Genomic DNA, 23,914 nt, shown 5'->3' on the forward strand with positions numbered 1-23,914 from the left:
CGGAGATGTCCGTTGAGGTTAAACAGAATTCAGGAGACTGAGATGTCCCGTATTAAAAATGCATTTGCCAGCCTGGAAGCTCAGGGTAAAAAAGCGCTGATTCCCTACATTACCGCTGGCGACCCACAGAAAGACGCGACCGTACCTATGATGCACGCACTGGTTAACGCCGGTGCCGATATCATTGAGCTGGGCGTGCCGTTTTCCGATCCGATGGCGGATGGCCCGACCATTCAGCTGGCCTGTGAGCGTGCGCTGGCGCACAACACCTCACTGCACGATGTGCTGGCGATGGTGGCGGAATTCCGTACAACCAACAGCAACACGCCCATCGTGCTGATGGGCTACCTGAATCCGGTTGAGCGCATGGGCTACGAAACCTTTGCCGCCGCTGCGGTTGAAGCCGGTGTTGATGGCGTGTTGATGGTTGATCTGCCGCCGGAAGAAGCGGTGGATGTTGAAGGGTTCTTCAAATCCCGCGATCTCGACATGATCTACCTGATCGCGCCGACCACCAAAGACGAGCGTATTGAGCGTATCGGCCATGCCGGCAGCGGCTATGTCTATTACGTATCGCTGAAAGGCGTAACCGGTTCCAAAGCGCTGGATGTTGATGATGTTGCGCGCAATCTGGAGCGTATCCGCAAGCATGTTTCTATTCCGGTTGGTGTGGGTTTCGGTATCAATACCGGCGAAACCGCAGCGGCCGTCAGTAAGGTTTGTGATGGGGTGATTGTGGGCTCTGCCATCGTTAACCTGATTGCGGCTAACGCTGATAACGCCAAAGCGGCGCAGGATGCGGTATCTGCTCTGGTTGGCAGCATGCGCACAGCGCTGGATGCCTGAACGCATGAGCTTTGATGTTCAGACCGCCGGCCTTGAGCAGTGGTTGCAGCGACTGGAATCCATGCACCCGAGCGAGATCGATCTGGGTCTTGCGCGGGTGAAGGCGGTGGGCGAGCGGCTTGGCTGTCTGCGCCCGGCGCCGCTGGTGATTCTGGTTGGCGGCACCAATGGTAAGGGCACGACCTCGGCATTGCTGGCCGCTTTACTGCGCGAGCAGGGACTGAATGTCGGGGTTTATTCATCGCCGCATATCCGCCGTTATAACGAGCGGGTTGTGCTGAATGGTGTGGAAGCCTCTGATCATGAACTCTGTGCCAGTTTCCGTGCGGTTGAGGCGGAGCGTGGTGATAGCAGTCTGACGTATTTTGAGTTTGGTACCCTGGCTGCGCTCAACTGGTTTCAGCAACAGCATGTGGATGCCTGTGTGCTGGAAATCGGTCTGGGCGGGCGTCTGGATGCGGTCAATATTGTTGACCCTGATATTTCCGTGGTCACCAGTGTTGGCCTCGATCATCAGGCGTGGCTGGGCGATACGCTGGAGCAGATCGCTTACGAAAAAGTCTCCATTGCCCGGCCCGGGCGAACACTGGTATGTGGTCAGCCACAGCCGCCGGCAACGGCGAAAGAAACCGCTGATGCTATTGGTGCACAGTGGCTGTGCCGTGATGAAGATTTCTTTATCGGGCGCTCTGAGCAAGGATTAGAGCTGCGTTTTGTGCAGAATGGTGAGTTGCATTCCTGGCAGCTGCCGGGGGCGCATATTCCTTATCATAATGTAGCGACTGCGGTGCAGGCTCTGGCGGTGCTGGGGCGACTTCCGGAGCAAACTGTCGTGGCCCGTGTGGTTGGCTCGTTACAGGTTGCCGGTCGTTTGCAGCATTATGTGCGCGAGAAGGCGGAGCAGCGTCTGCAGCTGACACTGGATGTCGCGCATAATGAGCAGGCCGCGGCCTATATCGGTGCTCAGTTGCAACAGGTGGATGGCATTGTGCTGGGGATGCTAGCTGACAAGCCAGTTAATGAGGTAATCCAAGCATTGCCGCTCAGTGAACACTGGTATCTGGCCGGACTCGAAGGGCCTCGGGCGCTGAGTTCGGAACAGTTGCTGGAACGTGCGCAGGCATTAACGGCTAAGGCAGCTTACTGTTTTGAATCGGTCGCTGCGGCTCTGGATGCGCTGCCGGCCAGTGGTCACTGGCTGGTGTGTGGCTCTTTTTATACGGTAGAGGCCGCGCTGGAGTGGATGCAGCAACAGGAGGCAGAAGGGAAGGGGCAATGGAACAACATCTGAAAAAACGCATTCTCGGTGCCTTTGTTACGGTGATCGCGGTGGCCATTGCTTTGCCAATTGTACTGGATGGTTCGCGCAGTCAGCTGGCCTTGCAGAGCGATATTCCGCCGATGCCGGATATGCCGGAATGGTCCCGTGTTGAAGATGAACGCCGGGTCCGTATTGAGCTGGAGCAGCTGGCTTCTGGCGAAGCCGCCGCACAGATTGCAGTGCCGGACACGGACGTGGTTGAACAGAACGACCCGGCCCCTCCGCGTGGGCAAAGTGATCGTACCGAGCTTGACAGCAACCAGTTGCCCTATGCCTGGACGCTGCAGCTGGGGGCTTTCTCGGAACAGAAAAATGCCTTTGCTCTGCGTGATCAGCTGCGTGCCAAAGGTTACAAGGCGTACACCCAGGAATTTACCAGCGATAAGCTGACCCGCGTTTACGTTGGGCCGGAGCTGCAGCGCAGCCAGATTGAGGCTTTGCAGAAACAGCTGCGCAAAGAGCTGAAGCAGCAGGATATTCATATCAAACGTTACCGTGCCGAATCCTGAGCCGGCCATTCTTCCGGCCGGTTTTATCTCTGACCGGCGAATCCGGAAAGCATGTAACTTCGCTGCCTCAGGCCAAGTACTGCTTTCCTAAGCGGGCCGCTTTGGTATACTGCGCGCTTTCCAATTTCCAGCTCCGGGGCGATCAATGGCGGTAATTGATTGGGTGATACTGGCCGTACTGGCGGTATCGAGTCTGATCAGTCTGAAACGTGGCTTCGTCAAAGAAGCTCTGTCTCTGGCCAGCTGGATAGCAGCGTTTATCATTGCCCGTCTGTTCAGCGGCAACCTCGCGACTCTGTTGGACGGAGTGGTGGAAACCAATTCGGTACGCTGGATCCTTGCCTTTGTTATTTTATTTGCCGGTACGGTCACCATCGGCGCCATGGTAAATCACCTGCTGGTCGAAATGGTGCGTATGACCGGCCTGGGCGGTACCGACCGGGTGTTCGGTATGGTGTTCGGCCTGATCCGTGGCCTTGTGGTGCTGGTTGCCATCGTCTACGGCCTGCAGTTTACGTTAGTGCCCCAGGATGCCTGGTGGCAGGACTCAACCTTTATCCCTCATCTGACCACGCTGGCTGACTGGGCACGTAAAACGCTGCCGGGCGCTGCCGATCAGGTGATGTCTCTTACCAATTAGTTTTTAGTTTCTGCTGAGGTTATACGCGCATGTGCGGAATTGTGGGGATCGTTGCCAAAACCCATGTTAATCAGGCCATCTATGATGCCCTGACGGTGTTGCAGCATCGCGGCCAGGACGCTGCCGGTATTGTTACCAGCTTTGAAAATAAGCTGTTTCTGCGTAAGGATAACGGTCTGGTCAGCGACGTGTTCCGTACCCGTCACATGCAGCGTCTGACCGGTAATATGGGGATCGGCCATGTGCGTTACCCGACCGCCGGCAGCTCAAGCTCAGCGGAAGCTCAGCCGTTTTATGTGAACTCACCGTACGGTATCACCCTGGCGCATAACGGCAACCTGACCAATACCGAACAGCTGGCGGATGATATTTATCGCGAAGATCTGCGACATATCAACACCACCTCCGACTCGGAAGTATTGCTTAATATTTTTGCCCATGAACTGCAGGAGCAGAAACAGCTGCAGCCATCGCCGGAAGTGATTTTCAAAGCAGTGAAAAATGTTCATCGCCGTATCCGTGGTGGCTATGCTGTCGTCGCCATGATCAGCGGTTACGGCATTGTGGCTTTCCGTGATCCGAATGGTATCCGCCCTGCGATCTTTGGTCGCCGCGATACCGCTCAGGGGCCGGAATACATGGTGGCTTCTGAATCGGTAGCACTGGATGCGCTGGGCTTTAAACTTGAGCGCGATATTGCTCCGGGTGAAGCCATTGTTATTACCGAAGAAGGCGAACTGTTTACCCAGCAATGTGCAGAAAATACCTCGCTGACGCCCTGTATTTTTGAACACGTTTATTTTGCCCGTCCGGACTCCATCATCGATGGTATTGCCGTGTATAAAGCGCGTTTGCGTATGGGTGAAAAACTGGCGGAAAAAATCATGCGCGAGTATCCGGAGCATGATATCGATGTGGTTATTCCGATTCCGGATACCAGCCGTTCTTCGGCACTGGAGCTGGCGAATAAACTGGGCGTGAAATATCGCGAAGGTTTTATGAAAAACCGTTACATCGGCCGCACCTTTATTATGCCGGGTCAGCAGCAGCGTAAAAAATCGGTTAAGCAAAAACTGAACGCGCTGGATCTGGAATTCCGCGGTAAAAACGTTCTGCTGGTTGACGATTCTATTGTGCGCGGTACCACCTGCGAACAGATTATTGAAATGGCACGTGAAGCGGGTGCCAATAAAGTGTACTTCGCCTCGGCGGCACCTGCTGTGCGTTACCCGAACGTTTACGGTATCGACATGCCGGCGAAAGAAGAATTTATTGCCCATGGCCGCAGCACCGATGAAATTGCCAAAGAAATCGGCGCCGACTGGCTGGTGTATCAGGATCTTGATGATCTGATCAGCGCCTGTCTGGAAGGCAGTAAAACCGAAGCCCGTTCATTCGATTGTTCGGTCTTTACCGGCGAATATGTGACCGGCGATATCAACGAAGCCTACTTTGATCGTCTGTCACAGTTGCGTAACGATGCCAGCAAAGGCAAGCGTGCAGCGGTAGAAAATGTTGCCATTGATCTGCACAACGAAGCAGAGTCCTGAAGCTGAATTCCGGGAAACAGGTGTGCTATGAACGATTTTTCGCAATTTAATGATCGTTATCAGTCTGATCTCGAAGGCTGTGCCTTTGAGACGCTGGCTGTTCGTGCCGGTCAGGTACGCAGTGCAGAATGCGAACATTCTGAAGCGATTTTTCCGACCAGCAGTTACGTGTTTAATTCTGCTGCTGAAGCCGCAGCGCGTTTTGGTGGCGAGTCAGCGGGTAATGTTTATTCGCGTTACACCAATCCGACGGTACGCACATTTGAAGATCGTCTGGCGGCGCTGGAAGGTGGTGAGGCCTGTGCGGCAACGTCGTCTGGTATGGCGGCAATTTATGCGGTGGCGATTGCTCATCTGAAAGCCGGTGATCACGTATTGTGTTCAGCCAGTGTGTTTGGCAGCACTATTATGCTGTTCGAAAAATTCCTGCGTAAATTTAATGTATCAATCGATTATGTCGATCTGCTGGATCTGAACGACTGGAAAAATAAAACCCGGGAAAATACCCGTTTATTTTTTCTGGAATCACCATCCAACCCATTAAATGACGTGGCTGACCTGGAAGGTATTGCTGCGATCGCCAAAGCGGCTAACGCTTTATTTGTGGTTGATAACTGCTTCTGTACACCGGCGCTGCAAAAACCCTTACTGTGGGGTGCCGATTTGGTGGTGCATTCTGCAACGAAGTACATCGATGGGCAGGGACGTTGTATCGGTGGTGCGGTTGTTGGTTCGTCAGAGTTGATTGAACCTGTTATTGGTGTACTGCGTTCAGCAGGTCCGACCATGAGCCCGTTTAATGCTTGGGTGTTCACCAAAGGTCTGGAAACATTGTCGCTGCGCATGAAAGCGCACAGCGAGAATGCACTGCAGCTGGCGCAATGGCTGCAGCAGCATCCGAAAGTAAAAGCCGTGAACTACTGTGGTCTGGAAAATCATCCGGGCTATGCTCTGGCGAAAAAGCAGCAGAGTGGTTTTGGCGGTGTTTTATCCTTTGAAGTGATTGGTGGCCGTGAAGAAGCCTGGAAGGTGGTGGATGCCACCCGCATGATTTCTATTACCGCTAATCTCGGTGATGTTAAAACCACCATTACTCACCCGGGTACCACCACGCATGGTCGCCTGAGTGAAGACGAGCGGCAGAAAGCCGGTATTTCTCAGGCGTTGCTGCGTGTTGCTGTGGGTCTGGAGAATATCGATGATATTCAGCGCGATCTGGCCCGCGGTCTGGACGCACTGTGAATATCCGCGAGTAAAAAAGAACGGGAATAACGCAGGTTATTCCCGTTTTTTTTGTCTCATTTTTCCCCGTACGGATATCAGTCTGACCATTCTTTACGCGCAATTCTGTGCTTCTTTCCTCAGCCTGAGTGTCTGCCCATTTCCCTGCAACCCTGAGTCACTTATGCTTGAATTTTACGATGGGCAGTAACAGGAAACACTATGACCACTCCTATTCAACGTGCGCTTGAGCAACTCAGTGCTGTCATTCTCGGTAAAGAAGAGCAGCTCAAGCTGGCGCTCAGTTGTTTGCTGGCCCGTGGTCACCTGCTGATTGAAGATTTGCCCGGCATGGGTAAAACCACTTTGTCCCATGCGCTGGCCGGAGTGCTGGGTCTGCAATATAACCGCATTCAGTTCACCTCTGATTTATTACCGGCGGATATTCTCGGTGTCAGTATTTTTGAGCGTGAAAGCGGTTCGGATGTTGGCCGCTTCCGCTTTCATCCGGGGCCGGTGTTTACCCAGTTATTGCTGGCCGATGAAATTAACCGCGCAACGCCTAAAGCACAGAGTGCGTTGCTTGAGGCGATGGAAGAAGGGCAGGTGACCGTGGAAGGGGAAACCCGGCCACTGCCTATGCCGTTTTTCGTGATTGCTACACAAAACCCGGTGTCGCAATCGGGAACTTTTCCGTTGCCGGAATCTCAGCTTGATCGTTTTTTAATGCGTATTCAGCTGGGCTATCCCAATGAGAAGGCTGAACGAGAACTGCTCGAAGGACGTGACCGCCGCACCATGGCCAGCAACCTCAAGCCGCTTTTAACCACGCAGGAATTAGCGCAGCTGCAGCAGCAGGTAAACAGCGTGCAGGCCTCGGCCAGTGTGCTGGACTATGTGCAGCGCATTATTGCTTTTACCCGTTATGAGGGGGGCTTTCAGTACGGTTTATCACCGCGCGGTGCGCTGGCTTTGCTGCGCAGTGCCAAGGCCTGGGCTCTGGTGGATGGTAACCGTCAGCACTTGCTGCCGGAGGATATTCAGGCGGTGCTGCCGGCGGTGGTTGATCATCGTCTGGCAGAAGCGGCCGATGGCGGCGCGCACAGCGTATCGCAACGTATCCTCAATACGGTGCCGGTTCTGGTATGACGACACTCGCCAGTCGCTGGCGCGCGCGCTGGAAACGCTGGCTTGACCGGCGTATTCCGCCGGCGCCTCAGGTAACGCTTAATCATAAGTCTATTTTTATTCTGCCAACCCGTACCGGGCTGCTGTTCACGCTGTTGCTGATTGTGTTGTTGCTGACCGCGATAAACTACCAGAACAGCCTGATTTATGGCCTGACCTTCTGGCTGTTCAGTGTGTCGCTGGCGGCGATGATGTTCACTTTCCGTAACCTGTCCGGACTGACGCTGGCGGCCGGGCGGGCGTATCCCTGTTTTGCCGGTGATGTGATTGAGTTACCGCTGCACCTGATCGCGGCTCCCAAGCGCTTTCATGAAGCCTTATTACTGGGTTTTCCCGACAATCCGGCACAACTGACCGATGTCGATACTGCCCAGACCCGTACCCTGGCGCTGAGTTTCCGCACTCATAAGCGTGGGCCGCTGCAGGCTGAGCGTTTGCGGCTGGATTCACGCTTCCCGCTGGGGCTGTTCAACACCTGGACCTGGATCAAACTCGACTTTAACGCGCTGGTTTATCCGAAACCGGAAACCGTACCCTTTGTGTTTGCCGCCGGAGAGCAGGGCGATAAGCTGGCCGGAGCGCCATCCAGTGTGTCCGGTCAGCAGGATTTTCAGGGGCTGCGTAATTATCAGCCGGGTGATTCCATGCGCCAGATTGCCTGGAAACAGCTGGCCCGCGGCAAAGGTCTGGTGAGTAAAGATTTTGACCATGACGAAGGTGCCACCTGCTGGCTCGACTGGGATGTACTGGCGCCGCAAAGCACGGAAGTGCGTTTGTCGCGTCTTTGTGGCTGGGTTTTGCAGGCGCACCAGCTGGGCTGGCGTTACGGCCTGCGTCTTCCGGGTAAGGACATCGCTCCGGATCACAGTGAAGGTCATCGTGACCGCTGTCTTGAAGCGCTGGCCCTGTATGGTTTTGACCGGGGGGCGCTATGAGTCGAAGCGGGGGCTTAATGAGCAGCACCGGTCATCCGAATACCGATCTGCAGATTCCGCGCAGCGCCTTGTTGTGGTTGCTGGGCAGTAATCTGGCCGCTTTACTGCCGCACGGACAGCACCTGCCACTGTGGATGTGGGGGCTGGCGCTGTTTGTTCTGGTGTGGCGTGGGCTGACGCATCTGGGGCGATTATCCTACCCGAACCGCTGGGCCAAAGCGGTGGCGGTATTCGCTGCGTCGGCCGCGGTCGTAGTGGCCTTTGAGAAAACCTTTACTCTGGAAAGTGCGGCCGCCTTCCTGATTGCCGCCAGCTTGCTGAAGTTGCTGGAAATGCGAAACCGCCGCGATGGCTATGTGGTGGTTTTTTTAAGCTACTTCCTGCTCGGCACCGGCTTTCTCTTTGATCAGGGCATTCTGGCGGGTTTATACGGCATTCTGACAGTGTGGTTGCTGACCAGTGCGCTGGTTGCCCTGCATCAGAACGGCTTCTCCCATGATGCGCAGAGTGTGCGCCGCAGCCGTCGCGCAGCAAAGCTGGCCGCCGCCATTCTGCTGATGTCGCTGCCGCTGATGCTGGTGTTGTATCTGCTGTTTCCGCGCCTGGCGCCGCTGTGGAGCATGGCGCTGCAGTCAGGTAAGGCAAAAACCGGTTTGTCGGCAGAAATGGCGCCGGGTGATATTGCCGATCTCAGTCAGTCCGATGAGCTGGCTTTCCGTGTGTCGTTCAGTGATGGCCAGGTGCCGCCTCGCGAGCAGCTTTACTGGCGTGCATTGGTTCTGGATGACTACGATGGCCGGCGCTGGCAGCCCAGTGGCGTTACTTCCGATGTGCAGTGGTATCCGCAAAGCTGGCAGCCGCCGGCGGGCGCTGAAGGGCTGATTCGCTATGAAATTATTCAGGAGGCAACCAGCCAGAAGTGGCTGTTTGCCCTGCGGGGTGTTGCTGCGCAGGAAGAGCGCATTGGCATGACGATGGATGACCGCCTGGTTGTGCGGCGGCCATTACATGAGCGCAAGCGTTATCAGGCCCTGTCCTGGCCTTCGGTCAGCATCAGTGAAGATGGCCTGGCAGGGCTTGAGCAACGCCAGAATCTGCAATTGCCGCGTGATCGTAATCCGCAGGCGCTGGCCTGGGCGCAGCAGCAGCGTGCAGGGGCGGTCGATGATGCCGCGTACATTAATGGGTTGTTACGCCATTTCCGCGAGCAGGATTTTTACTACACCCTGAAACCACCGCTGATGGGCAGCGAAGAAATTGATGACTTTCTGTTTAATCAGCGTCGCGGCTTCTGTGCCCATTATGCCGGTGCGCTGGTGTTTCTTGCCCGGGCGGCAGGGATTCCGGCGCGGGTGGTGTCCGGCTATCAGGGCGGCGAATGGAACGCTGCTGACGGTTATTTAACTGTGCGTCAGTACGATGCCCACGCCTGGACGGAGGTGTGGCTTAGCGGACGCGGCTGGGTGCGGGTTGATCCGACGGCGGCGGTTGCGCCGCAGCGTATTGAGTTCGGTCTGGAGCATGCGGTCGCTGAAGAGGGGACCTTCCTGCAGGATAATCTGCTGTCACCGCATCGTTTCAAAGGCGTCAGCTGGTTAAACAAGCTGCGTATGGAAATGGACAGCCTGAACTATTACTGGCAGCTGTGGGTGCTGTCGTATGACGGCAAGCGGCAAAAGAGTTTTCTTAATGGCTGGCTGGGGCTGGAAGACTACCAGCAGGGACTTTATGTGCTGGGTGGCAGCTTTGGCGGTTTCTTCCTGCTGGCTTCGTTGGTTGTCTGGTGGCGCCAGCGCCCGGTGCCCTTGTCACCTTTTATGCGCAGCTGGCAGCGGTTGCAGGAAAAAGGGCAAAAACTGGGGGTAGAGCCGCAGGCTGGAGAAACAGCAGGCAGTTATCTGCAGCGTCTTGAGCAGCATTGCCCGCAGCAGCAGAGCTTGCTGCGCTGGCTGGCCGGAGAGATTAACCGCAGCCTGTATCAGCCGCAGGTGGATAAACACCAGATACAAAAACAACAGCGTCAGTTACTGCATGCCATGGCTAAGGTTCGCCGCCAACTGCGCGCGGGCAGGGACTGAACCAGCGGGGTTCAGCCGGGCATTGCAGTGATTACTGCTTCTGTGCCGGCCAGGCGCAGAAGCAGCCATCACCCGCTACGTTAGCAAAAGGGCCGTAACCCTTTGTGCCCAGTTCGCGCACAATATTCGGGAAAAAGTCATCATTGGCGACGGTGCACAGAGCGCCGAAGCCGTAGGCGCCAAAATAACCCAGTTCACCTTGCGGGCTTAACAAAGCCAGTGCCGGACTGCTGGGCAGGGGCAAATCAAGGCCCAGGGGCTGGCGAATCACCTCCATTCGCGCACCGTTCAGCTGGCGGAAATTCTGTAGCTGTTCATCACTGGTGCCCGGAGCGGCAATCACCACGATACGTAACTGCCCGGGGTTAAACTGACTGATCAGGCCATCAAAATGGCGCTGACTGAGTTGGTTGCACAGACAATCGGGGTTCCAGAAATGCAGTAAAAGCACGGGCTTGTCTGTGCCTTCCGGGACCGCAGACGGTGGTAATAGTTGCAGTAATGGCTGCAGCATCTGGCCGACCTGGCTGGCCTGCCAGAAACGGGTATCGTCGTTGTTGCTCACAAAGGGGCGGACATTCTGCTGCTGAAACCACCATAAGCCGGCCAGGGTTGCCAGCAGCCAGACACTGACCAGCAGGGCCAGCCAGATATTCTTTGCTGAACTGGCCGGTAGCGGCGTGCCAGCCGGATGTTTGTTGCTGGAAAGTGCAGGTTTGGTCATGGGGCTTTTCGCTGCTGGTTGGGTTTGGCCGGGTAGGGGCGAGTATACCTCAGGATTGCCGCATATTGTGCCTATGGCTTATTAATTTATACCGTTATATTTTTGGCGTGTGCTGGTTATTGATCCGCGGAATTGTGCCGGCTGTATTTGTCGCTCACTGGGTTATCTGCTGTGGCATTTAATCTCCAGAGCGTTAGGATACGCAGCTTTGCAGACACTTATGCGTTCACTATGACGGAACCCTCAGCGCCAGCTCTGGCAGAACCTCCCTGGATTGTATCGCTGACCGAAGAGCAGTTGACCGCGCAGCTGGCCGCTGCCCGGGTTCCTGTGTTGCTCGATTTCTGGGCCAGCTGGTGTGCGCCTTGTCGGGCAATTCTGCCATTACTGGAAAAGCTGGTGCTGGAGCTTAACGGGCAGATACTGTTGTTCAAGGTCGATGCAGAACAGTCACCCGAGCTGCTGCAGCGCTTTGCGGTTAAAGGTTTGCCGGCGGTCTTGTTGCTGCAGAACGGCATGGAGGTTGATCGCTTTCAGCAGACACTTACCGAATCACAGATCCGCGCCTTTATTCAGCCCTGGCTCAGGCAGCCAGCGCAGGAGAGTGTTCTGATATCCGGCTGTCTGCAGCAGGCAGAGCGTGCCTTTGCTGCCGCTGATGCAGATCAGGCGGCATTCAGTCTGAATCAGGCCTGCCAGCTTGCCTGTGGTGCACAGGGCAGTACAGCACTGATGCTGGCCGATATTCTGAATGTCTTGCTGGAAGGGCTTGGTTGCTTGCCGCGTTCAGAACGTGGTGCTTTGATTCAGCTGGCTGAAGGCTGGCTGGCCGCCGCCGATTTCAGTGTGTTGCGCGAACCGAAACTGCAACAGGCACAGGCCCGGCTGGCGTTACAACGCCAGCAGTGGCAACAGCCGGCGGATGATATCAGCGTGTTGCGTCAGCAATTAGCGCACCCGGACGCGCAGCAGGGGCAGTTGGTACTGGCGCTTTCGGCGGCACTGGCCGCGGAGGGGGATTATCCGGCAGCCCTGGAGTCCTTGCTGGAGTTTTTACAGTCCCGTTGCCACGACAACCCGCAGGCGTCTACCTCGCTTGCAAAAGACGCTGACTATCAGCAGGTGCAGGCACGGCTGGTTGAACTGATTGATATTCTGCCGGATCGTGTGCTGGCTAACCGCTATCGCCGCCGGTTGTTTGAATTGCCAGCATTGCCGTTATAACCGACCCTGAATTACCCGGATGAAGAATAATGATGTCTTTTAAAGTACTCGCCAGTGCTCTGGCGATGATCATTACTTTCAGTGCTTTTTTACCTTATATCCGCGGAATTCTGACCGGTGCGATTAAGGCCCATGTGTTTTCCTGGGTGATCTGGGGAATTACCACTCTGGTGGTTTTTTTCGCGCAACTGAGTGATAACGGCGGGGCGGGTGCCTGGGCGGTAGGCTTGTCGGCCAGTATCACATTGTTTATCGCCTGTCTGGCGTTTTTAAAACGGGGTGATCTGGCTATCACAAAACTGGATTGGTTATTTTTTATTGCGGCTTTATCGTCGCTGCCATTCTGGTATTTCAGTGATTCTGCATTAATGGCGGTTATTATTTTAACCACCGTGGATTTATTGGGCTTTGGCCCGACACTGCGTAAAGCCTGGGCGTATCCGCAGTCGGAGTCGCTCGGTTTTTTTGCCTTATTTTTATTACGTAATCTGTTGGTGGTTGCAGCTCTGGAACATTATTCCTGGGTTACGCTGCTGTTTCCACTGGCGGTGGCGCTGGCCTGTATGGCGCTGATGCTGATTATTGTTTTGCGTCGCCGGCAATTAAGCCGGACGACGCCTGAAGGTTTCTGAAAGGCCGGTGCTTTAAAGACCGAGCTGACGGGCGGCCAGATCGCGCATAATTTCTTCCGAGCCGCCACCAATGGCATTAACCCGTACTTCACGGTAAATACGCTCGCTTTTACAACCGCGCATATACCCGGCACCACCTAATATCTGCAATGCCTCCCGGGCACAGAATTCCATCACCATGGTTGCCTGCACCTTTAATAAGGCAATATCGGCGGGTTTGGCTTTACCGTTCTGAATCTGCCAGGCGCAGCTGTCCATATAAGCCTGGGTTGCATTCACCTGGCGCACCATTTCGGCAAATTTATGGCGGATAACCTGATGTTTGCTGAGTGGTTTACCAAAGGTTTTACGCTCTTTTGCCCAGGCGGCAGCTTCTTCGATACAGACTTTGGCACTGGCTAAAGCACCGGCGGTTAACGCCAGCCGTTCATTATTAAAATTATGTACGATGGGCATAAACCCCTGATTTTCAGCGCCAATTAAATAACTGGCCGGTACCCGTACATTATCGAAATACAAGGTCGCTGTGTCCGAACACCACCAACCCTGTTTTTTATTTAATGGCGTACGGCTGAAACCTGCGGCGTCGGCCGGCACTAAAATCATGGAAATACCGCCCACACCTTCGCCGCCGGTACGCACGGCAACGGTGTACCAGTCGGCACGTATACCACCGGTAATAAAGGTTTTGCTGCCGTTAATAATATAGTGGTCGTCATCACGCACGGCGCTGGTGCTGAGGTTGGCGACATCTGAGCCGCCGCCGGGTTCGGTAATGGCTAATGAAATATGTTTTTCGCCACTTAATACCGCTGGAATCACCATGTCTTTTAAATAATCACTGCCAAAATGCACGACCGGCGGCAGGCCAATACCATGCACCATTAACGTGGCATAAATACCACCGGCGCCGGTACGGCTGAGTTCTTCCACAGCAATAATGGTATGAAAAATATCGGTGCCTTCAGTCAGACCACCGTATTGTTCCGGATAGCCCAGTTGCAGCAGGCCGACCTCGGCCGCTTTATGCCACAGTGCTTGCGGTAAATCACAGGCTTCTTCCCAGTCGTCGACATGGGGCATGATTTCGCGTTCGACAAATTTACGCAGCTGGCTGCGCCATTCGGCATGGTTGTCGTTGTAATAGGGGCTGGCTAATCGCAGCGAGTCAAACGTCAGCATATGAGATTCCTTCCGTTAGTCGTTATTTTTCAGCACATCGGGTAATTCATAGCGATGAAAACCGTTGAATGATTCGCTGTTGGTGGCAGGTTTATCCGGCAGCGGAATAATGGCCGGTGCCGAACCCATCGATGAACCGCCATCGACACGCAGACAGACACCGCTGATAAAATTGGCGCCTTCGCTTAATAAAAAACAGACAGCAGAACTGATTTCGGCTTCGGTCGCGATGCGTTTAAGCGGTACGTGATGGCGCAGGTTGCGGATGGTTTTCTGCATTGCCGGGCTGTAGGTATCAAAGCCACTGGAGGCAACCCAGCCTGGTGCGACGGCATTAACCCGTACGCCGCTTTTCCCCCATTCCCAGGCCGCGGTTTTTGTGATGTTTTCCACCCCGGCACGGGCAGCCCCGGAATGCCCCATACCCGGCATGCCGTTCAGGTTGTCGGCGGTCATATTGACGATGGCGCCACCGTGTTTCTGCATCGACTGACGATAGACTTCGCGCATCATCAGAAAGGTACCGGTAAGGTTGGTATTCAGCACCGCTTCAAAGCCTTTTTTATTAATAAACTCGAGCGGGGAGGGGAACTGGCCGCCGGCGTTATTAAACAGACCGGCTATCGGGCCGTGCTCAGCCACAATGGTGGCAATGGTGGCGGTCACGGCTTCTTCGTCGCGGATATCCAGGCTGTAGCAGCAGGCCTGACCGCCATCTTCCAGAATTTCGCCCAATACCCTGTGCAGTTTGTCTTCGTTGCGCCCGATCAGCACAACGTTGGCGCCCAGAGAAGCCAGTTCGTGGGCAGTGCAGCGGCCAATGCCACTGCCGCCTCCGGAAACAATTAAGGTTTTGCCGGCAAAGATGCCGGCGCGCAGCGTGGATTGATACGGCATAAAGCGTCCCCATGGTGTGCGTGGTACCGGCCTGCGTGGCCGGTTGCTGTTATTTAAATATCGTTATTAAAATCAACTTACCAAGCAAGTGCTTGGTAGGCAACGGTCGTTTATCGCCACTCGGCTTATTTTTTATACCGTTATATTTTGAGCATCTGTAACCCGGGATAGGTTTCGTCAGGGCTTGAGGGGGTGTGTATGTCGGCCGTTGTGGCTTGATAATTTTTATACCGTTATCTTTGTTTTTAAGTTTCAGTAAAAGTCTACTGTTCATATTTCCTGCATAGGGTGTTCAGGCGTTCAGGGTTATCAGTTGCTGCTCAGTTCTTCATAATGCGGCCATTAAACTGGCAGCGGAGAATAACGGATGCAAAAGCGACCATTGGGTAGCAGCGATTTACAGGTAACCAAACTCTGTCTGGGGACCATGACCTGGGGTGAGCAGAACACGGAAGTGGAAGCACATGAGCAAATGGATTATGCGCTGGAGCGTGGTATTAATTTCTTCGATACCGCTGAGATGTATCCGGTACCGCCGAAGGGCGAAACCCAGGGGCGTACTGAGCAGTACATCGGCAGCTGGTTTGCTAAAAGCGGAAACCGCGACAAGGTTATTCTGGCCAGTAAAGTAGCGGGCCCGGGTGACTGGATGACTCATCTGCGCAATGGTCCACAATTAACCCGTGCACATATCCGTGAAGCCGTAGAAAACAGTCTGCGACGTTTACAGACCGATTATATCGATCTGTATCAGCTGCACTGGCCGGCACGGCCAACCAATTTTTTTGGCAAGCTGGGCTACGAACATCAGGAGCTGGAAAGCACACCGCTGGAAGAAACACTGAGCGCGCTGCAGGAACTGATTAACGAAGGTAAAATCCGCCATTACGGTCTGTCGAACGAAACCGCCTGGGGCACGATGAAGGTGCTGCAGATTGCTGATCAGAATCAGTGGGCGCGACCTCTGAGCGTTCAGAATCCTTATAATTTGCTGAACCGCAGCTATGAAGTTGGCCTGGCGGAAGTCTCTCACCGCGAACAGGTTGGTTTGCTGGCATATTCGCCGCTGGCCTTTGGTGTGCTCAGTGGTAAATACCTGAACGGCCAGCTTCCGCCTAAAGGGCGCATCACCTTGTTCGAACGTTTCAGCCGCTATAAGGGTGAGCATGCGGAACAGGCGGTACAGAAATACGTCGACCTGGCAGCGGATCTGGGAATCAGTCCGGTGACTCTGGCGCTGGCCTTTGTTACTCAGCAGGGTTTTGTGACTTCGAATATTATTGGCGCAACCACTATGGAACAGTTGCAGGAAAATATTGATTCGGCGGATGTGGTATTAACGGCGGAGATACTTGAACGTATTAACGCCATTCATAAAGTGCATTCCAATCCTTGCCCTTAATGCGTCGTACGAAAACGCCCGCTGAATAATCAGTGGGTACTTTTCTTTTTTTGTGTCTTTTTATTTTCCTGATTTCTGTTTCCGTTCTGCGCAATTGCGCAGAATCATCTGCTTTTCTTCCGCACTGGCCGATTGCCAAAAAAGAATTTCACGCAGTGAACGGTAGCAGCCCAGACAAATATCCTGATCATTAAGGCAACAGTTACGGGTGCAGGGTGAAGCACTGTCTTGCATAAATCCTCCCTGTGCCTGTTGGGGCCTGTTTAATTAGTGTTATCAGATCCTGGCTTAACTCCTGTCATTACTCATCGCCGGAGGCCAGCCGGACACCGTTTTTGCCCGCATGCTTTACCCGGTACATGGCTTTGTCGGCCTTGTTGATCAGTGTTTTCAGATCTTGTCCGTGTTGCGGATAAAGGGCGATACCCACGCTGGCGCCGATTGTGATATTGCCTTGTTGGGTCGCTATGGGCTCAGCCAGAACTTTAATAATTTTCTTGGCAAAGAGGATGGCATCATCGGCGCTTTTTACATCAAGTTGCAGGGCGACAAATTCATCGCCGCCAAAACGCGCAAGCAGATCGGAAGCACGCAGATTATCTTTCAGGCGCTGTGCCACATTTTTCAGCACCTGATCGCCGGTTTCGTGGCCATAGCTGTCGTTGACGTTTTTAAAACCGTCGAGGTCGATAAACATAACGGCCAGTTTTTCTTTCATCCGCTGCGCATGAGTCAGCTGCGCGCGGGCCATATCCTGAAATAAATGTAAGGTCGGCAGTCCGGTCAGAGCTTCGTAGTAGGCCATCTGCTGCAGTTTTTCCTGTGCGTCACGGGCATCCTGCAGGGCTTTGTGCAGTGAGGTAACATCGTATTCCGACATCAGGATCAGAAAATCACCACTCAGCGGGTGGCGGGTAATGCGGATATCCAGCGTATGGTCGCGCAGTCCGGCAGAGGTTTGCATGCGGTGTGTCCAGCGGCCGCCCCGCTCGGCGATGGCTTTTTCCAGACAACGGGCGCCTTCTGCCGGGTCGGCAAAACGTGCAGAAAATTCCGTAATACCATCCGTCAGTGCCGCTGTATTAATCTGTTTATAGGCCTCCGTTGCTGCCGGGTTTTCGATTACCATGGCGCCGTCAAAGGTAAAGCTTGTGACCAGTACATTGGTGTAACGCATGGCTTCGACCAGCAGCAGATTTTCCGGTGTTTCGCCCAGATTCACTTCTTCGTTGATATAGGCAATGATGCCCCGATGTTTTTGCGGGCCGAGCAACACGGCGCGGTGCATCATATGCAGGGTTTTTGGCTTGCCGTTAGGGTAGGTGGTCCAGGGATCGATGGTCAGCCCCTGACGGGCCGCCAGTTCGAAGGTCTGTGCGGTGCGGTCTTTGGCACCCTGGGTGTCACCGGACAGATCTTTATTAATCAGTTCGTCGACGGTCTTCAGCCCCCAGAAATCAATGGCCGCCTGATTGCCCCACCACCAGCCGTGACGGTCGAGATCAAAAATCCAGACAACATTGGGGATCAGCTCATACAGGCGCAGTTCGTCGTGACTCTGAATATGCACCAGATGGCTGTAGCTGTTTTCCATTCAACGGGTCCTGTGTTGTGGTATGTGGTGTCGTGCTGTATTGGTTGCGCTCTTTTATCTTCAAACTTTAGCATTGGTTGCTGTGGAGAGAAGCCCCGGCGTTATCTTTCCGCATTATTCGCTGTGGCTGGCAAGCCAGTTGCAGACACCATCACCGGCACGCTTACCGCTGGCAAAACAGGCCGTTAATAAATATCCACCGGTCGGCGCTTCCCAGTCGAGCATTTCCCCGGCAACAAAAACACCGGGCAGGGCGCTCAGCATAAGACCTTCATTGACGGCGTTTTGTGTAACACCTCCGGCACTGCTGATGGCTTCGGCGATCGGGCGCGTGGCGGTCGGGCAGGGCAATGGCATGGATTTTAACGCGCTGGCGACAGCCTGATGATCGTGCAGATCAAGCTCCGGGCAGCACTCTTTCAGTAATGCATTGGTGATTGCCGGCAGGTTCAGTTTTTTTCGCAGTATATTGGCGAAGCTCATGCCTTTACGTGGTTGCTGCAGCTTACTGAGGACCTGTTCATGGCTGTTCTGTGGCAGCCAGTCGAGCGAGAGTCGCGCCGGCTTGTCTGATTGATTGCTCAGCATCAGATCGCGCAGCGGGGCACTCAGGGCATAGACCAGACTGCCTTCGATACCGTACTGACTGACGATAAATTCGCCTTTACGGCACCATGGCTGGCCATGGATGTCGGTCAGCGATAAGGCAATGTTTTTCAGTGGCGTGCCGCCAAAACGCTCGCGGATAAAGTTGCTCCAGGGCAACTCGAAACCACAGTTGCTGGGTAGCAGCGGTGCAATGCTGACGCCCTGTTGTGTCAGCAGATCGCACCACTGACCGTCGGAGCCAAGACGAGGCCAGCTGGCGCCGCCTAAGGCCAGTACCACCGCATCGAACTGCTGGTGCTTTTCGCCCTCTGGCGTGCTGAAACACCAGATTTGTTTGCCGTTTTCCATCTGCCAGCCCTGCCAGTGATGACGCGGATGAATACTGACGCCCTGGCTGCGCAGACGGTGCAGCCAGGCGCGTAACAGCGGGGCGGCTTTCATATCTTTGGGGAACACGCGGTTGGAGGTGCCGACAAAGGTTTCGATGCCCAACTCATGAATCCAGCTGCGCAGATTATCCGGGGTAAAATCATCCAGCATCGGCCGCAGCCAGTGGCTGGCGTTGCCGTAACGGCTGACAAAATCTGCGTAATCTTCGGCGTGGGTAATGTTCATACCGCCGACACCGGCGAGCAGGAATTTGCGCGCCACACTGGGCATGGCATCAAACACCTCAACGGCCAGACCCTGTCGGGCTATGCGTTCGGCGGCCATCAGACCGGCAGGGCCGGCACCGATCACGGCAATGCGCGGTGAGGCAGAAGATGAAATGCTGATGCTCATGGTAATCCGGACTGTGTGGGCGGGCAGAAAAACCGGCAGTTTATCATGTTGGCTATGGATTACTGCAGTCAGGCTCAGTCGTCTGGCAGCCCCGCATAACGCCAGCTGCGGAAGTCGTCGTACTGCTCGCTGCTGATGTAATCCTTAAAGCGCATATCGCGCAGAATGCGCTGCATTTTTTTACGCAGGCTCGGAGACCAGTTGCCGTTCTGCACCAGTGTGTAGTGATAGCGCCGTGGCGATGGCAGCAGCAGGGCCAGAAAAGCGCCTTCGGCAGCGTTCAGCCCGGCGGCGGGTTTGCGGAAATAGTAATGGCTGGCAGCGGCGATGCCATACAGGTTGGGGCCGAATTCGGCCATATTCAGGTACAACTCCAGAATCTGATTTTTGCTCAGCGCCTGTTCCAGATGGCGGGTAGCAACCAGCTCCTGAAATTTGCGCGTCAGGGTTTTCTGGTTGTCGAAAAACAGGTTTTTAGTGGTCTGCTGGCTGATGGTGCTGGCGCCGTATTTCCATTCGCGCTGTTTGATATTTTCGCCCAGTGCGGCGAGCAGGGCGTCATAATCGATGCCCTGATGGCTGAAAAAATCGGCATCCTCGCTTAGTACCACGGCATACACCAGATTGCGGCTGATAGCATCCAGTGGCAGCCATTGAGGGGTAATCACGTCAATGCCGCTGGCCTGTTCAAGGCGTTGCTCTGTACGGTTGATGGCCTGTTGCTGCAAATTCTTCATATTAAGCTGCGCAGCGTCCGGCACATCCTGTAACAGCCAGTTCAGCCAGGCGACAGAAGATAACAGCAGCAGCCAGAACAGCGCCCCGGTCAGCAATAATAAACGTCTCAGCCAGCGGCGCGGATAGTTAAACCAATAGCTAAGTCTGTACTTCAGTGAATAAGACAACCTGCGGCTCCTGTGTAGTGGATTTCAGGTCGTCATGTCGTAACCGCGAGCCCTCGGACCGCCGGACCGGATATCTGGCCCGGTGTCTGGCTGGGAGTCTGTTTAGCTGGCTGGCTGAGTATCGGTTTGCGTATCCGGACGATGACTGACCCTGTACAAACGATAGCCCAATGCGACGGCGGCAGCGCTTAATCCGACCACCAGGCCGGTCCAGAAACCTTCGGCTCCCATGCTCATCCGCTCACCGAAGGCGAGCCAGTAACCAAGGCCCAGGCCGATCAGCCAGTAAGCAACAAAGGTAATCAGCATCACGGCGACGGTATCTTTATACCCGCGCAGAGCACCGGCTGCTGCGACCTGGATCGCATCCGATAACTGGAACACTGCGGCAAATAAAAGCAGACCAGCGGCGGTGGAGACTACGGCCGGGTCTGGCGAGTAGAGACGGGCGATACTGGCAGCAAACAGCACCATCACGCTGGCGTTAAACATCGAAATTCCAAAATTCAGACCGATGCCAATCCAGGCGGTGCGCCGCGCCAGAACATACTGGCCGGAACCCAGCCAGTGGCCCACGCGTACGGTTAAGGCCATGCCCAGACTGAGCGGAATCATAAAGGTCAGCGACGACAGGTTCAGCGCCACCTGATGGCCGGCAACAATGGTCGGGCCCAGCTCGGTCAGGAACAGGGCAATCACGGAGAACAGACTGACTTCAAAGAAGATCGCCACGCCAATGGGTACGCCAATCTGCAGCATTTCTTTTACCTGAGCCTTCACCGGGCGCAACACATGGCGCCACAGAGGGTATTCTGCCGGTAAGCGCTTCTTACGGGTGTTGCGTGCCATGGCGATGGCCATGCCAGCAAAGATCAGGCTGGAACCGATACCACAGCCCACGCCACCGAGTTCCGGCATGCCAAACAGGCCGTAAACAAAGATGGCATTAACCGGTACGTTCATCAGCAAGCCGGTCAGCATGATGCGGGTGACCTGACCCGGCTCGTTCAGTGCTTCGGCGTAAAAACGGTAGGCCAGAAACACGCCGGCGCCGGGCATGCCAAAGGCAATCGCCAGAGTGTATTCCGCGGCAATACGCGCAGTAACCGGATCATCCACCAGCAGCGGCAGGGCGGAAGAGCCAGCCCCAAGCAACAGCCCCGCCAGACTGCCCAGTACGATCCCCACCCACAGTGCCGCGGCCAGCAGATTGGGCAGTTCGTCGTTACGGCGCGCGGCGTTCAGGCCGGAAGCGAGCGGCGATAAGGCCACCAGAACGCCGGCGAGAAACAGCCAGGTGGGCAGCCACAGGCTGGTACCAATGGCGACGGCGGCCAGATCGCGGGTGCTGACATAGCCGGACATCAGGGTGTCAACGGTGCCCATGCCGATCTGCGCAAGCTGGGTGGCCAGAATAGGAAAAGTCAGTTTAAGCAGGGCTCTTATTTCTTGAGCTTTGAACGTCATGCCGGTAGTGTCCGTGCGCAGCTCAGGGTTCTGAGCAGGCAATAGGGTCGCAGGGGACAACAGCGCTGGCTGCGAATACAAAAATGCACTGTTGAGAAGCTGCGCATTTTGCCCTGAAAGTGCGGTACAGACCAGTGCTGTTCTGTGAATTCATTGTTATTGGTTTATGACGATTCCACTCGATATCAACGACCTGATGCGGCTGTTTAACGGTCTGTTTCAGGAGACAGAAAATACCCTGCTGATGGCTGGTGGCGACGAGCCCATTTATCTGCCGGCTGATGACCAGCATGCGCAGCACCGGCTGATCTTTGCCCATGGTTTTTATGAGTCGGCGCTGCATGAAATCAGCCACTGGTGCATTGCCGGGCCGGAGCGGCGCAAACAGGTCGATTTTGGCTACTGGTATGAACCGGATGGCCGCAGCGCAGAGCAGCAGCGCGCCTTTGAGCAGGTGGAGGTAAAACCTCAGGCGGTAGAGTGGATTCTGTCGGAGGCCTGTGGCCGGCGCTTTTATGTCAGCACTGACAACCTGAATGGTGATCCCGCCGCAGTAGAAACCGGGCTTGCGCGTTTTCGCCAGGAGGTTTGGGTTCAGGCCTGCTATTACCTCGAACACGGCCTGCCACCACGGGCAGAAGTATTAAAAAAGGCGCTGTTAGATTATTATCAGCGCCAGTCACTATTTGGTGTGCACTTGTTTGCACCGGAACGAATTTAGAAGCGGAGTAGCTTTTGTTAAAGAAATTTTTGCAGGCCGTAACCGGTAAGAAACAACCGGCCGGAAAACAGGGATCGGGCAGTAAGCCCGCAACGCAGGGCCGAGGGGCGAAAAAGCCCGCGGATCTCAGCGCAAAAGACAATAAAAACGCCAAACGTGGCGGTAAAAAAAGCAATCAGCCAGCCAAAGACACCCACAAAGCGGCCCATCTGCCTCACCATGGCGGTCAGGCGGACAACAAAAAGTCCCAGACGCGCGGCAAGCACGACCAGCAGCGCCCGGCCATTGACGATACACCATGGTCCATCGATGACTTCAAAGTAGACGTTGACCCGGCTAAAACCCGTTTCCACGATCTGGATCTGCCGGATTCCGTGATGCGCGGTATTCATGCACTGGGCTTCCAGTACTGCACCCCGATTCAGGCGGAAAGTCTGCCAGCCGCACTGCGTGGCCGCGATACCATCGGACAGGCGCAGACCGGTACCGGAAAATCGGCGGCGTTTCTGCTCACCATTCTCAACCGTTTGCTTACTGTTAAGCCGGAAGAGCGTTTTGCCAGCGAGCCCCGTGCCCTGGTAATCGCGCCGACCCGTGAACTGGTAATGCAGATCGGTAAAGACGCGGAAGGTCTGGCGAAATACACCGGCCTGAACGTTGTAACCATCGTTGGTGGTATGGACTACGAGAAGCAACGTGCACAGCTGCGTAACCATGTGGTCGATGTTCTGGTGGCAACGCCGGGCCGTCTGATTGACTTTATGCGCAGTCAGGATGTGTTCCTCGATCAGGTTGAAGTGCTGGTGCTGGACGAAGCCGACCGTATGCTCGATATGGGCTTTATTCCGGATGTGCGCCGTATTGTCCGCGCCACGCCCACCAAAGATCAGCGTCAGACGCTGCTGTACTCCGCCACCTTCAACTACGATGTGCGCATCCTGATTGATCAGTGGACCACGGACCCGCTGGAAGTGGTTATTGAGCCTGAACAGGTCGCGACCGATCGGGTGGAACAACGCTGCTATCTGGTTGCTGAGAGCGACAAATACAAACAACTGGAACGGGTTCTGGCCGACGAAAAACCGGAGCGTTGTATTATCTTCGCCAACCGTCGTGACCTGACCCGTAACCTGTGTGACAAACTCAACAAAAACGGCCATGTGGCGGTGCTGTTGTCGGGTGAAGTGGCGCAGGAAAAACGTATCCGAACACTGGAACGTTTCCGTTCCGGCCACGTTCGCATTTTGGTGGCAACGGATGTTGCCGGTCGCGGTATCCACGTTGACGGCGTCAGCCATGTGATCAACTACACCCTGCCTGAAGACCCGGAAGATTACGTGCACCGTATCGGCCGTACCGGGCGTGCCGGGGCAAAAGGGGTGTCGGTCAGCTTTATTTCCGAAGATGATGCGTTCGTACTGCCGGATCTGGAGAAATATCTGGGCACCAAGCTGGAACTGACGCAGCCCTGAACCGTTGCACTGTG

Annotated in this window: 22 protein-coding genes; 14 read left to right on the forward strand and 8 right to left on the reverse strand. The window is 55.0% G+C overall.

From position 1 onward, the window contains the following. Positions 1-42 precede the first annotated feature (42 nt). The 9 genes from trpA (at position 43) to MT343_RS08820 (ending at position 10,288) form a co-directional block, all read left to right on the forward strand. Positions 43-846: a tryptophan synthase subunit alpha gene (trpA, locus tag MT343_RS08780; protein WP_145468878.1), complete on the forward strand. Its 804-nt coding sequence runs from the start codon at positions 43-45 to the stop codon at positions 844-846. Positions 847-850: 4 nt separating this feature from the next. Then, positions 851-2,137, forward strand: coding sequence for a bifunctional folylpolyglutamate synthase/dihydrofolate synthase (locus MT343_RS08785; protein WP_145468877.1), 1,287 nt, complete (start codon positions 851-853; stop codon positions 2,135-2,137). Beyond that, positions 2,122-2,676 carry an SPOR domain-containing protein gene (locus MT343_RS08790; RefSeq protein ID WP_145468876.1) on the forward strand — a complete coding sequence of 185 codons (555 nt, stop codon included), beginning with the start codon at positions 2,122-2,124 and terminating at the stop codon, positions 2,674-2,676. The genes MT343_RS08785 and MT343_RS08790 overlap by 16 nt, the downstream gene beginning before the upstream one ends. A gap of 145 nt (positions 2,677-2,821) precedes the next feature. Then, positions 2,822-3,316 carry a CvpA family protein gene (locus MT343_RS08795; protein ID WP_145468875.1) on the forward strand — a complete coding sequence of 165 codons (495 nt, stop codon included), beginning with the start codon at positions 2,822-2,824 and terminating at the stop codon, positions 3,314-3,316. Between the two features lie 29 nt (positions 3,317-3,345). Continuing rightward, positions 3,346-4,866: an amidophosphoribosyltransferase gene (purF, locus tag MT343_RS08800; RefSeq protein ID WP_145468874.1), complete on the forward strand. Its 1,521-nt coding sequence runs from the start codon at positions 3,346-3,348 to the stop codon at positions 4,864-4,866. Between the two features lie 27 nt (positions 4,867-4,893). Next, the gene (locus MT343_RS08805) at positions 4,894-6,108 is read left to right on the forward strand and encodes an O-succinylhomoserine sulfhydrylase (protein WP_145468873.1); all 1,215 of its coding nucleotides are present in this window, start codon (positions 4,894-4,896) and stop codon (positions 6,106-6,108) included. 201 nt (positions 6,109-6,309) lie between these two features. Then, entirely contained in the window at positions 6,310-7,236 is a 927-nt protein-coding gene (locus tag MT343_RS08810; RefSeq protein WP_145468872.1) for an AAA family ATPase, read from the forward strand. Then, on the forward strand, positions 7,233-8,210 hold the full coding sequence (locus tag MT343_RS08815; RefSeq protein WP_145468871.1) for a DUF58 domain-containing protein: 978 nt from the start codon (positions 7,233-7,235) through the stop codon (positions 8,208-8,210). Before MT343_RS08810 ends, MT343_RS08815 begins: the two co-directional genes overlap by 4 nt. Before the next feature lie 17 nt (positions 8,211-8,227). After that, the gene (locus MT343_RS08820) at positions 8,228-10,288 is read left to right on the forward strand and encodes a transglutaminase family protein (protein ID WP_186435888.1); all 2,061 of its coding nucleotides are present in this window, start codon (positions 8,228-8,230) and stop codon (positions 10,286-10,288) included. 31 nt (positions 10,289-10,319) lie between these two features. Here the strand turns inward: MT343_RS08820 and MT343_RS08825 are convergent, their stop codons facing one another. Next, on the reverse strand, positions 10,320-11,012 hold the full coding sequence (locus MT343_RS08825) for a DUF6436 domain-containing protein (RefSeq protein ID WP_145468869.1): 693 nt from the start codon (positions 11,010-11,012) through the stop codon (positions 10,320-10,322). A 231-nt stretch (positions 11,013-11,243) separates the two neighbouring features. Here MT343_RS08825 and MT343_RS08830 point away from each other — a divergent pair, with 231 nt between their 5' ends. Next, on the forward strand, positions 11,244-12,236 hold the full coding sequence (locus tag MT343_RS08830) for a tetratricopeptide repeat protein (RefSeq protein WP_145468868.1): 993 nt from the start codon (positions 11,244-11,246) through the stop codon (positions 12,234-12,236). 29 nt (positions 12,237-12,265) lie between these two features. Continuing rightward, on the forward strand, positions 12,266-12,868 hold the full coding sequence (locus tag MT343_RS08835) for a hypothetical protein (protein ID WP_243989491.1): 603 nt from the start codon (positions 12,266-12,268) through the stop codon (positions 12,866-12,868). Positions 12,869-12,880: 12 nt separating this feature from the next. On the opposite strand, the gene MT343_RS08840 is transcribed toward MT343_RS08835, so the two are convergent. After that, entirely contained in the window at positions 12,881-14,050 is a 1,170-nt protein-coding gene (locus MT343_RS08840; RefSeq protein ID WP_145468867.1) for an acyl-CoA dehydrogenase family protein, read from the reverse strand. Positions 14,051-14,065: 15 nt separating this feature from the next. Continuing rightward, complete coding sequence (locus MT343_RS08845; protein WP_145468866.1) at positions 14,066-14,947, reverse strand: SDR family oxidoreductase; 882 nt, start codon at positions 14,945-14,947, stop codon at positions 14,066-14,068. 367 nt (positions 14,948-15,314) lie between these two features. Between MT343_RS08845 and MT343_RS08850 the strand changes: the two genes are divergently transcribed. After that, positions 15,315-16,349, forward strand: a complete 1,035-nt coding sequence (locus MT343_RS08850; protein WP_145468865.1) for an NADP(H)-dependent aldo-keto reductase — start codon at positions 15,315-15,317, stop codon at positions 16,347-16,349. A 60-nt stretch (positions 16,350-16,409) separates the two neighbouring features. Here the strand turns inward: MT343_RS08850 and MT343_RS08855 are convergent, their stop codons facing one another. The 5 genes from MT343_RS08855 to MT343_RS08875 all read right to left on the reverse strand — a co-directional run bounded on the left by MT343_RS08855 (position 16,410) and on the right by MT343_RS08875 (position 21,707). Then, positions 16,410-16,583, reverse strand: coding sequence for a DUF1289 domain-containing protein (locus MT343_RS08855; RefSeq protein WP_145468864.1), 174 nt, complete (start codon positions 16,581-16,583; stop codon positions 16,410-16,412). Positions 16,584-16,650: 67 nt separating this feature from the next. Continuing rightward, a complete protein-coding gene (locus MT343_RS08860; RefSeq protein WP_145468863.1) occupies positions 16,651-17,943 on the reverse strand; it encodes a GGDEF domain-containing protein in 1,293 nt (430 codons plus the stop codon). Positions 17,944-18,057: 114 nt separating this feature from the next. Continuing rightward, positions 18,058-19,335, reverse strand: coding sequence for a TIGR03862 family flavoprotein (locus tag MT343_RS08865; protein WP_145468862.1), 1,278 nt, complete (start codon positions 19,333-19,335; stop codon positions 18,058-18,060). Between the two features lie 74 nt (positions 19,336-19,409). Further along, a complete protein-coding gene (mtgA, locus tag MT343_RS08870) occupies positions 19,410-20,240 on the reverse strand; it encodes a monofunctional biosynthetic peptidoglycan transglycosylase (protein ID WP_145468861.1) in 831 nt (276 codons plus the stop codon). Between the two features lie 102 nt (positions 20,241-20,342). Further along, positions 20,343-21,707, reverse strand: a complete 1,365-nt coding sequence (locus MT343_RS08875; protein ID WP_145468860.1) for an MATE family efflux transporter — start codon at positions 21,705-21,707, stop codon at positions 20,343-20,345. Positions 21,708-21,873: 166 nt separating this feature from the next. On the opposite strand from MT343_RS08875, the gene MT343_RS08880 reads away from it, so the two are divergent. Both MT343_RS08880 and rhlB read left to right on the forward strand, forming a co-directional pair. Further along, complete coding sequence (locus MT343_RS08880) at positions 21,874-22,428, forward strand: elongation factor P hydroxylase (protein ID WP_145468859.1); 555 nt, start codon at positions 21,874-21,876, stop codon at positions 22,426-22,428. Between the two features lie 284 nt (positions 22,429-22,712). After that, entirely contained in the window at positions 22,713-23,900 is a 1,188-nt protein-coding gene (gene rhlB, locus MT343_RS08885; protein ID WP_255449030.1) for an ATP-dependent RNA helicase RhlB, read from the forward strand. Positions 23,901-23,914 lie beyond the last annotated feature (14 nt).

Origin of the sequence: Venatorbacter sp. C2-1 (assembly GCF_022832715.1) — a bacterium.
In the GTDB taxonomy this organism is placed as follows: domain Bacteria; phylum Pseudomonadota; class Gammaproteobacteria; order Pseudomonadales; family Oceanobacteraceae; genus Venatoribacter; species Venatoribacter alkanivorans.

Coding starts and splice junctions, on each gene's coding strand:
- MT343_RS08810 (WP_145468872.1), top strand. CDS start 6,310: ATGACCACTCCTATTCAACGTGCGCTTGAGCAACTCAGTGCTGTCATT.
- MT343_RS08795 (WP_145468875.1), top strand. CDS start 2,822: ATGGCGGTAATTGATTGGGTGATACTGGCCGTACTGGCGGTATCGAGT.
- MT343_RS08805 (WP_145468873.1), top strand. CDS start 4,894: ATGAACGATTTTTCGCAATTTAATGATCGTTATCAGTCTGATCTCGAA.
- trpA (WP_145468878.1), top strand. CDS start 43: ATGTCCCGTATTAAAAATGCATTTGCCAGCCTGGAAGCTCAGGGTAAA.
- MT343_RS08790 (WP_145468876.1), top strand. CDS start 2,122: ATGGAACAACATCTGAAAAAACGCATTCTCGGTGCCTTTGTTACGGTG.
- MT343_RS08840 (WP_145468867.1), bottom strand. CDS start 14,050: ATGCTGACGTTTGACTCGCTGCGATTAGCCAGCCCCTATTACAACGAC.
- MT343_RS08880 (WP_145468859.1), top strand. CDS start 21,874: ATGACGATTCCACTCGATATCAACGACCTGATGCGGCTGTTTAACGGT.
- MT343_RS08785 (WP_145468877.1), top strand. CDS start 851: ATGAGCTTTGATGTTCAGACCGCCGGCCTTGAGCAGTGGTTGCAGCGA.
- MT343_RS08865 (WP_145468862.1), bottom strand. CDS start 19,335: ATGAGCATCAGCATTTCATCTTCTGCCTCACCGCGCATTGCCGTGATC.
- MT343_RS08820 (WP_186435888.1), top strand. CDS start 8,228: ATGAGCAGCACCGGTCATCCGAATACCGATCTGCAGATTCCGCGCAGC.
- MT343_RS08830 (WP_145468868.1), top strand. CDS start 11,244: ATGACGGAACCCTCAGCGCCAGCTCTGGCAGAACCTCCCTGGATTGTA.
- MT343_RS08875 (WP_145468860.1), bottom strand. CDS start 21,707: ATGACGTTCAAAGCTCAAGAAATAAGAGCCCTGCTTAAACTGACTTTT.
- MT343_RS08860 (WP_145468863.1), bottom strand. CDS start 17,943: ATGGAAAACAGCTACAGCCATCTGGTGCATATTCAGAGTCACGACGAA.
- MT343_RS08835 (WP_243989491.1), top strand. CDS start 12,266: ATGATGTCTTTTAAAGTACTCGCCAGTGCTCTGGCGATGATCATTACT.
- MT343_RS08850 (WP_145468865.1), top strand. CDS start 15,315: ATGCAAAAGCGACCATTGGGTAGCAGCGATTTACAGGTAACCAAACTC.
- MT343_RS08855 (WP_145468864.1), bottom strand. CDS start 16,583: ATGCAAGACAGTGCTTCACCCTGCACCCGTAACTGTTGCCTTAATGAT.
- purF (WP_145468874.1), top strand. CDS start 3,346: ATGTGCGGAATTGTGGGGATCGTTGCCAAAACCCATGTTAATCAGGCC.
- MT343_RS08845 (WP_145468866.1), bottom strand. CDS start 14,947: ATGCCGTATCAATCCACGCTGCGCGCCGGCATCTTTGCCGGCAAAACC.
- MT343_RS08815 (WP_145468871.1), top strand. CDS start 7,233: ATGACGACACTCGCCAGTCGCTGGCGCGCGCGCTGGAAACGCTGGCTT.
- MT343_RS08825 (WP_145468869.1), bottom strand. CDS start 11,012: ATGACCAAACCTGCACTTTCCAGCAACAAACATCCGGCTGGCACGCCG.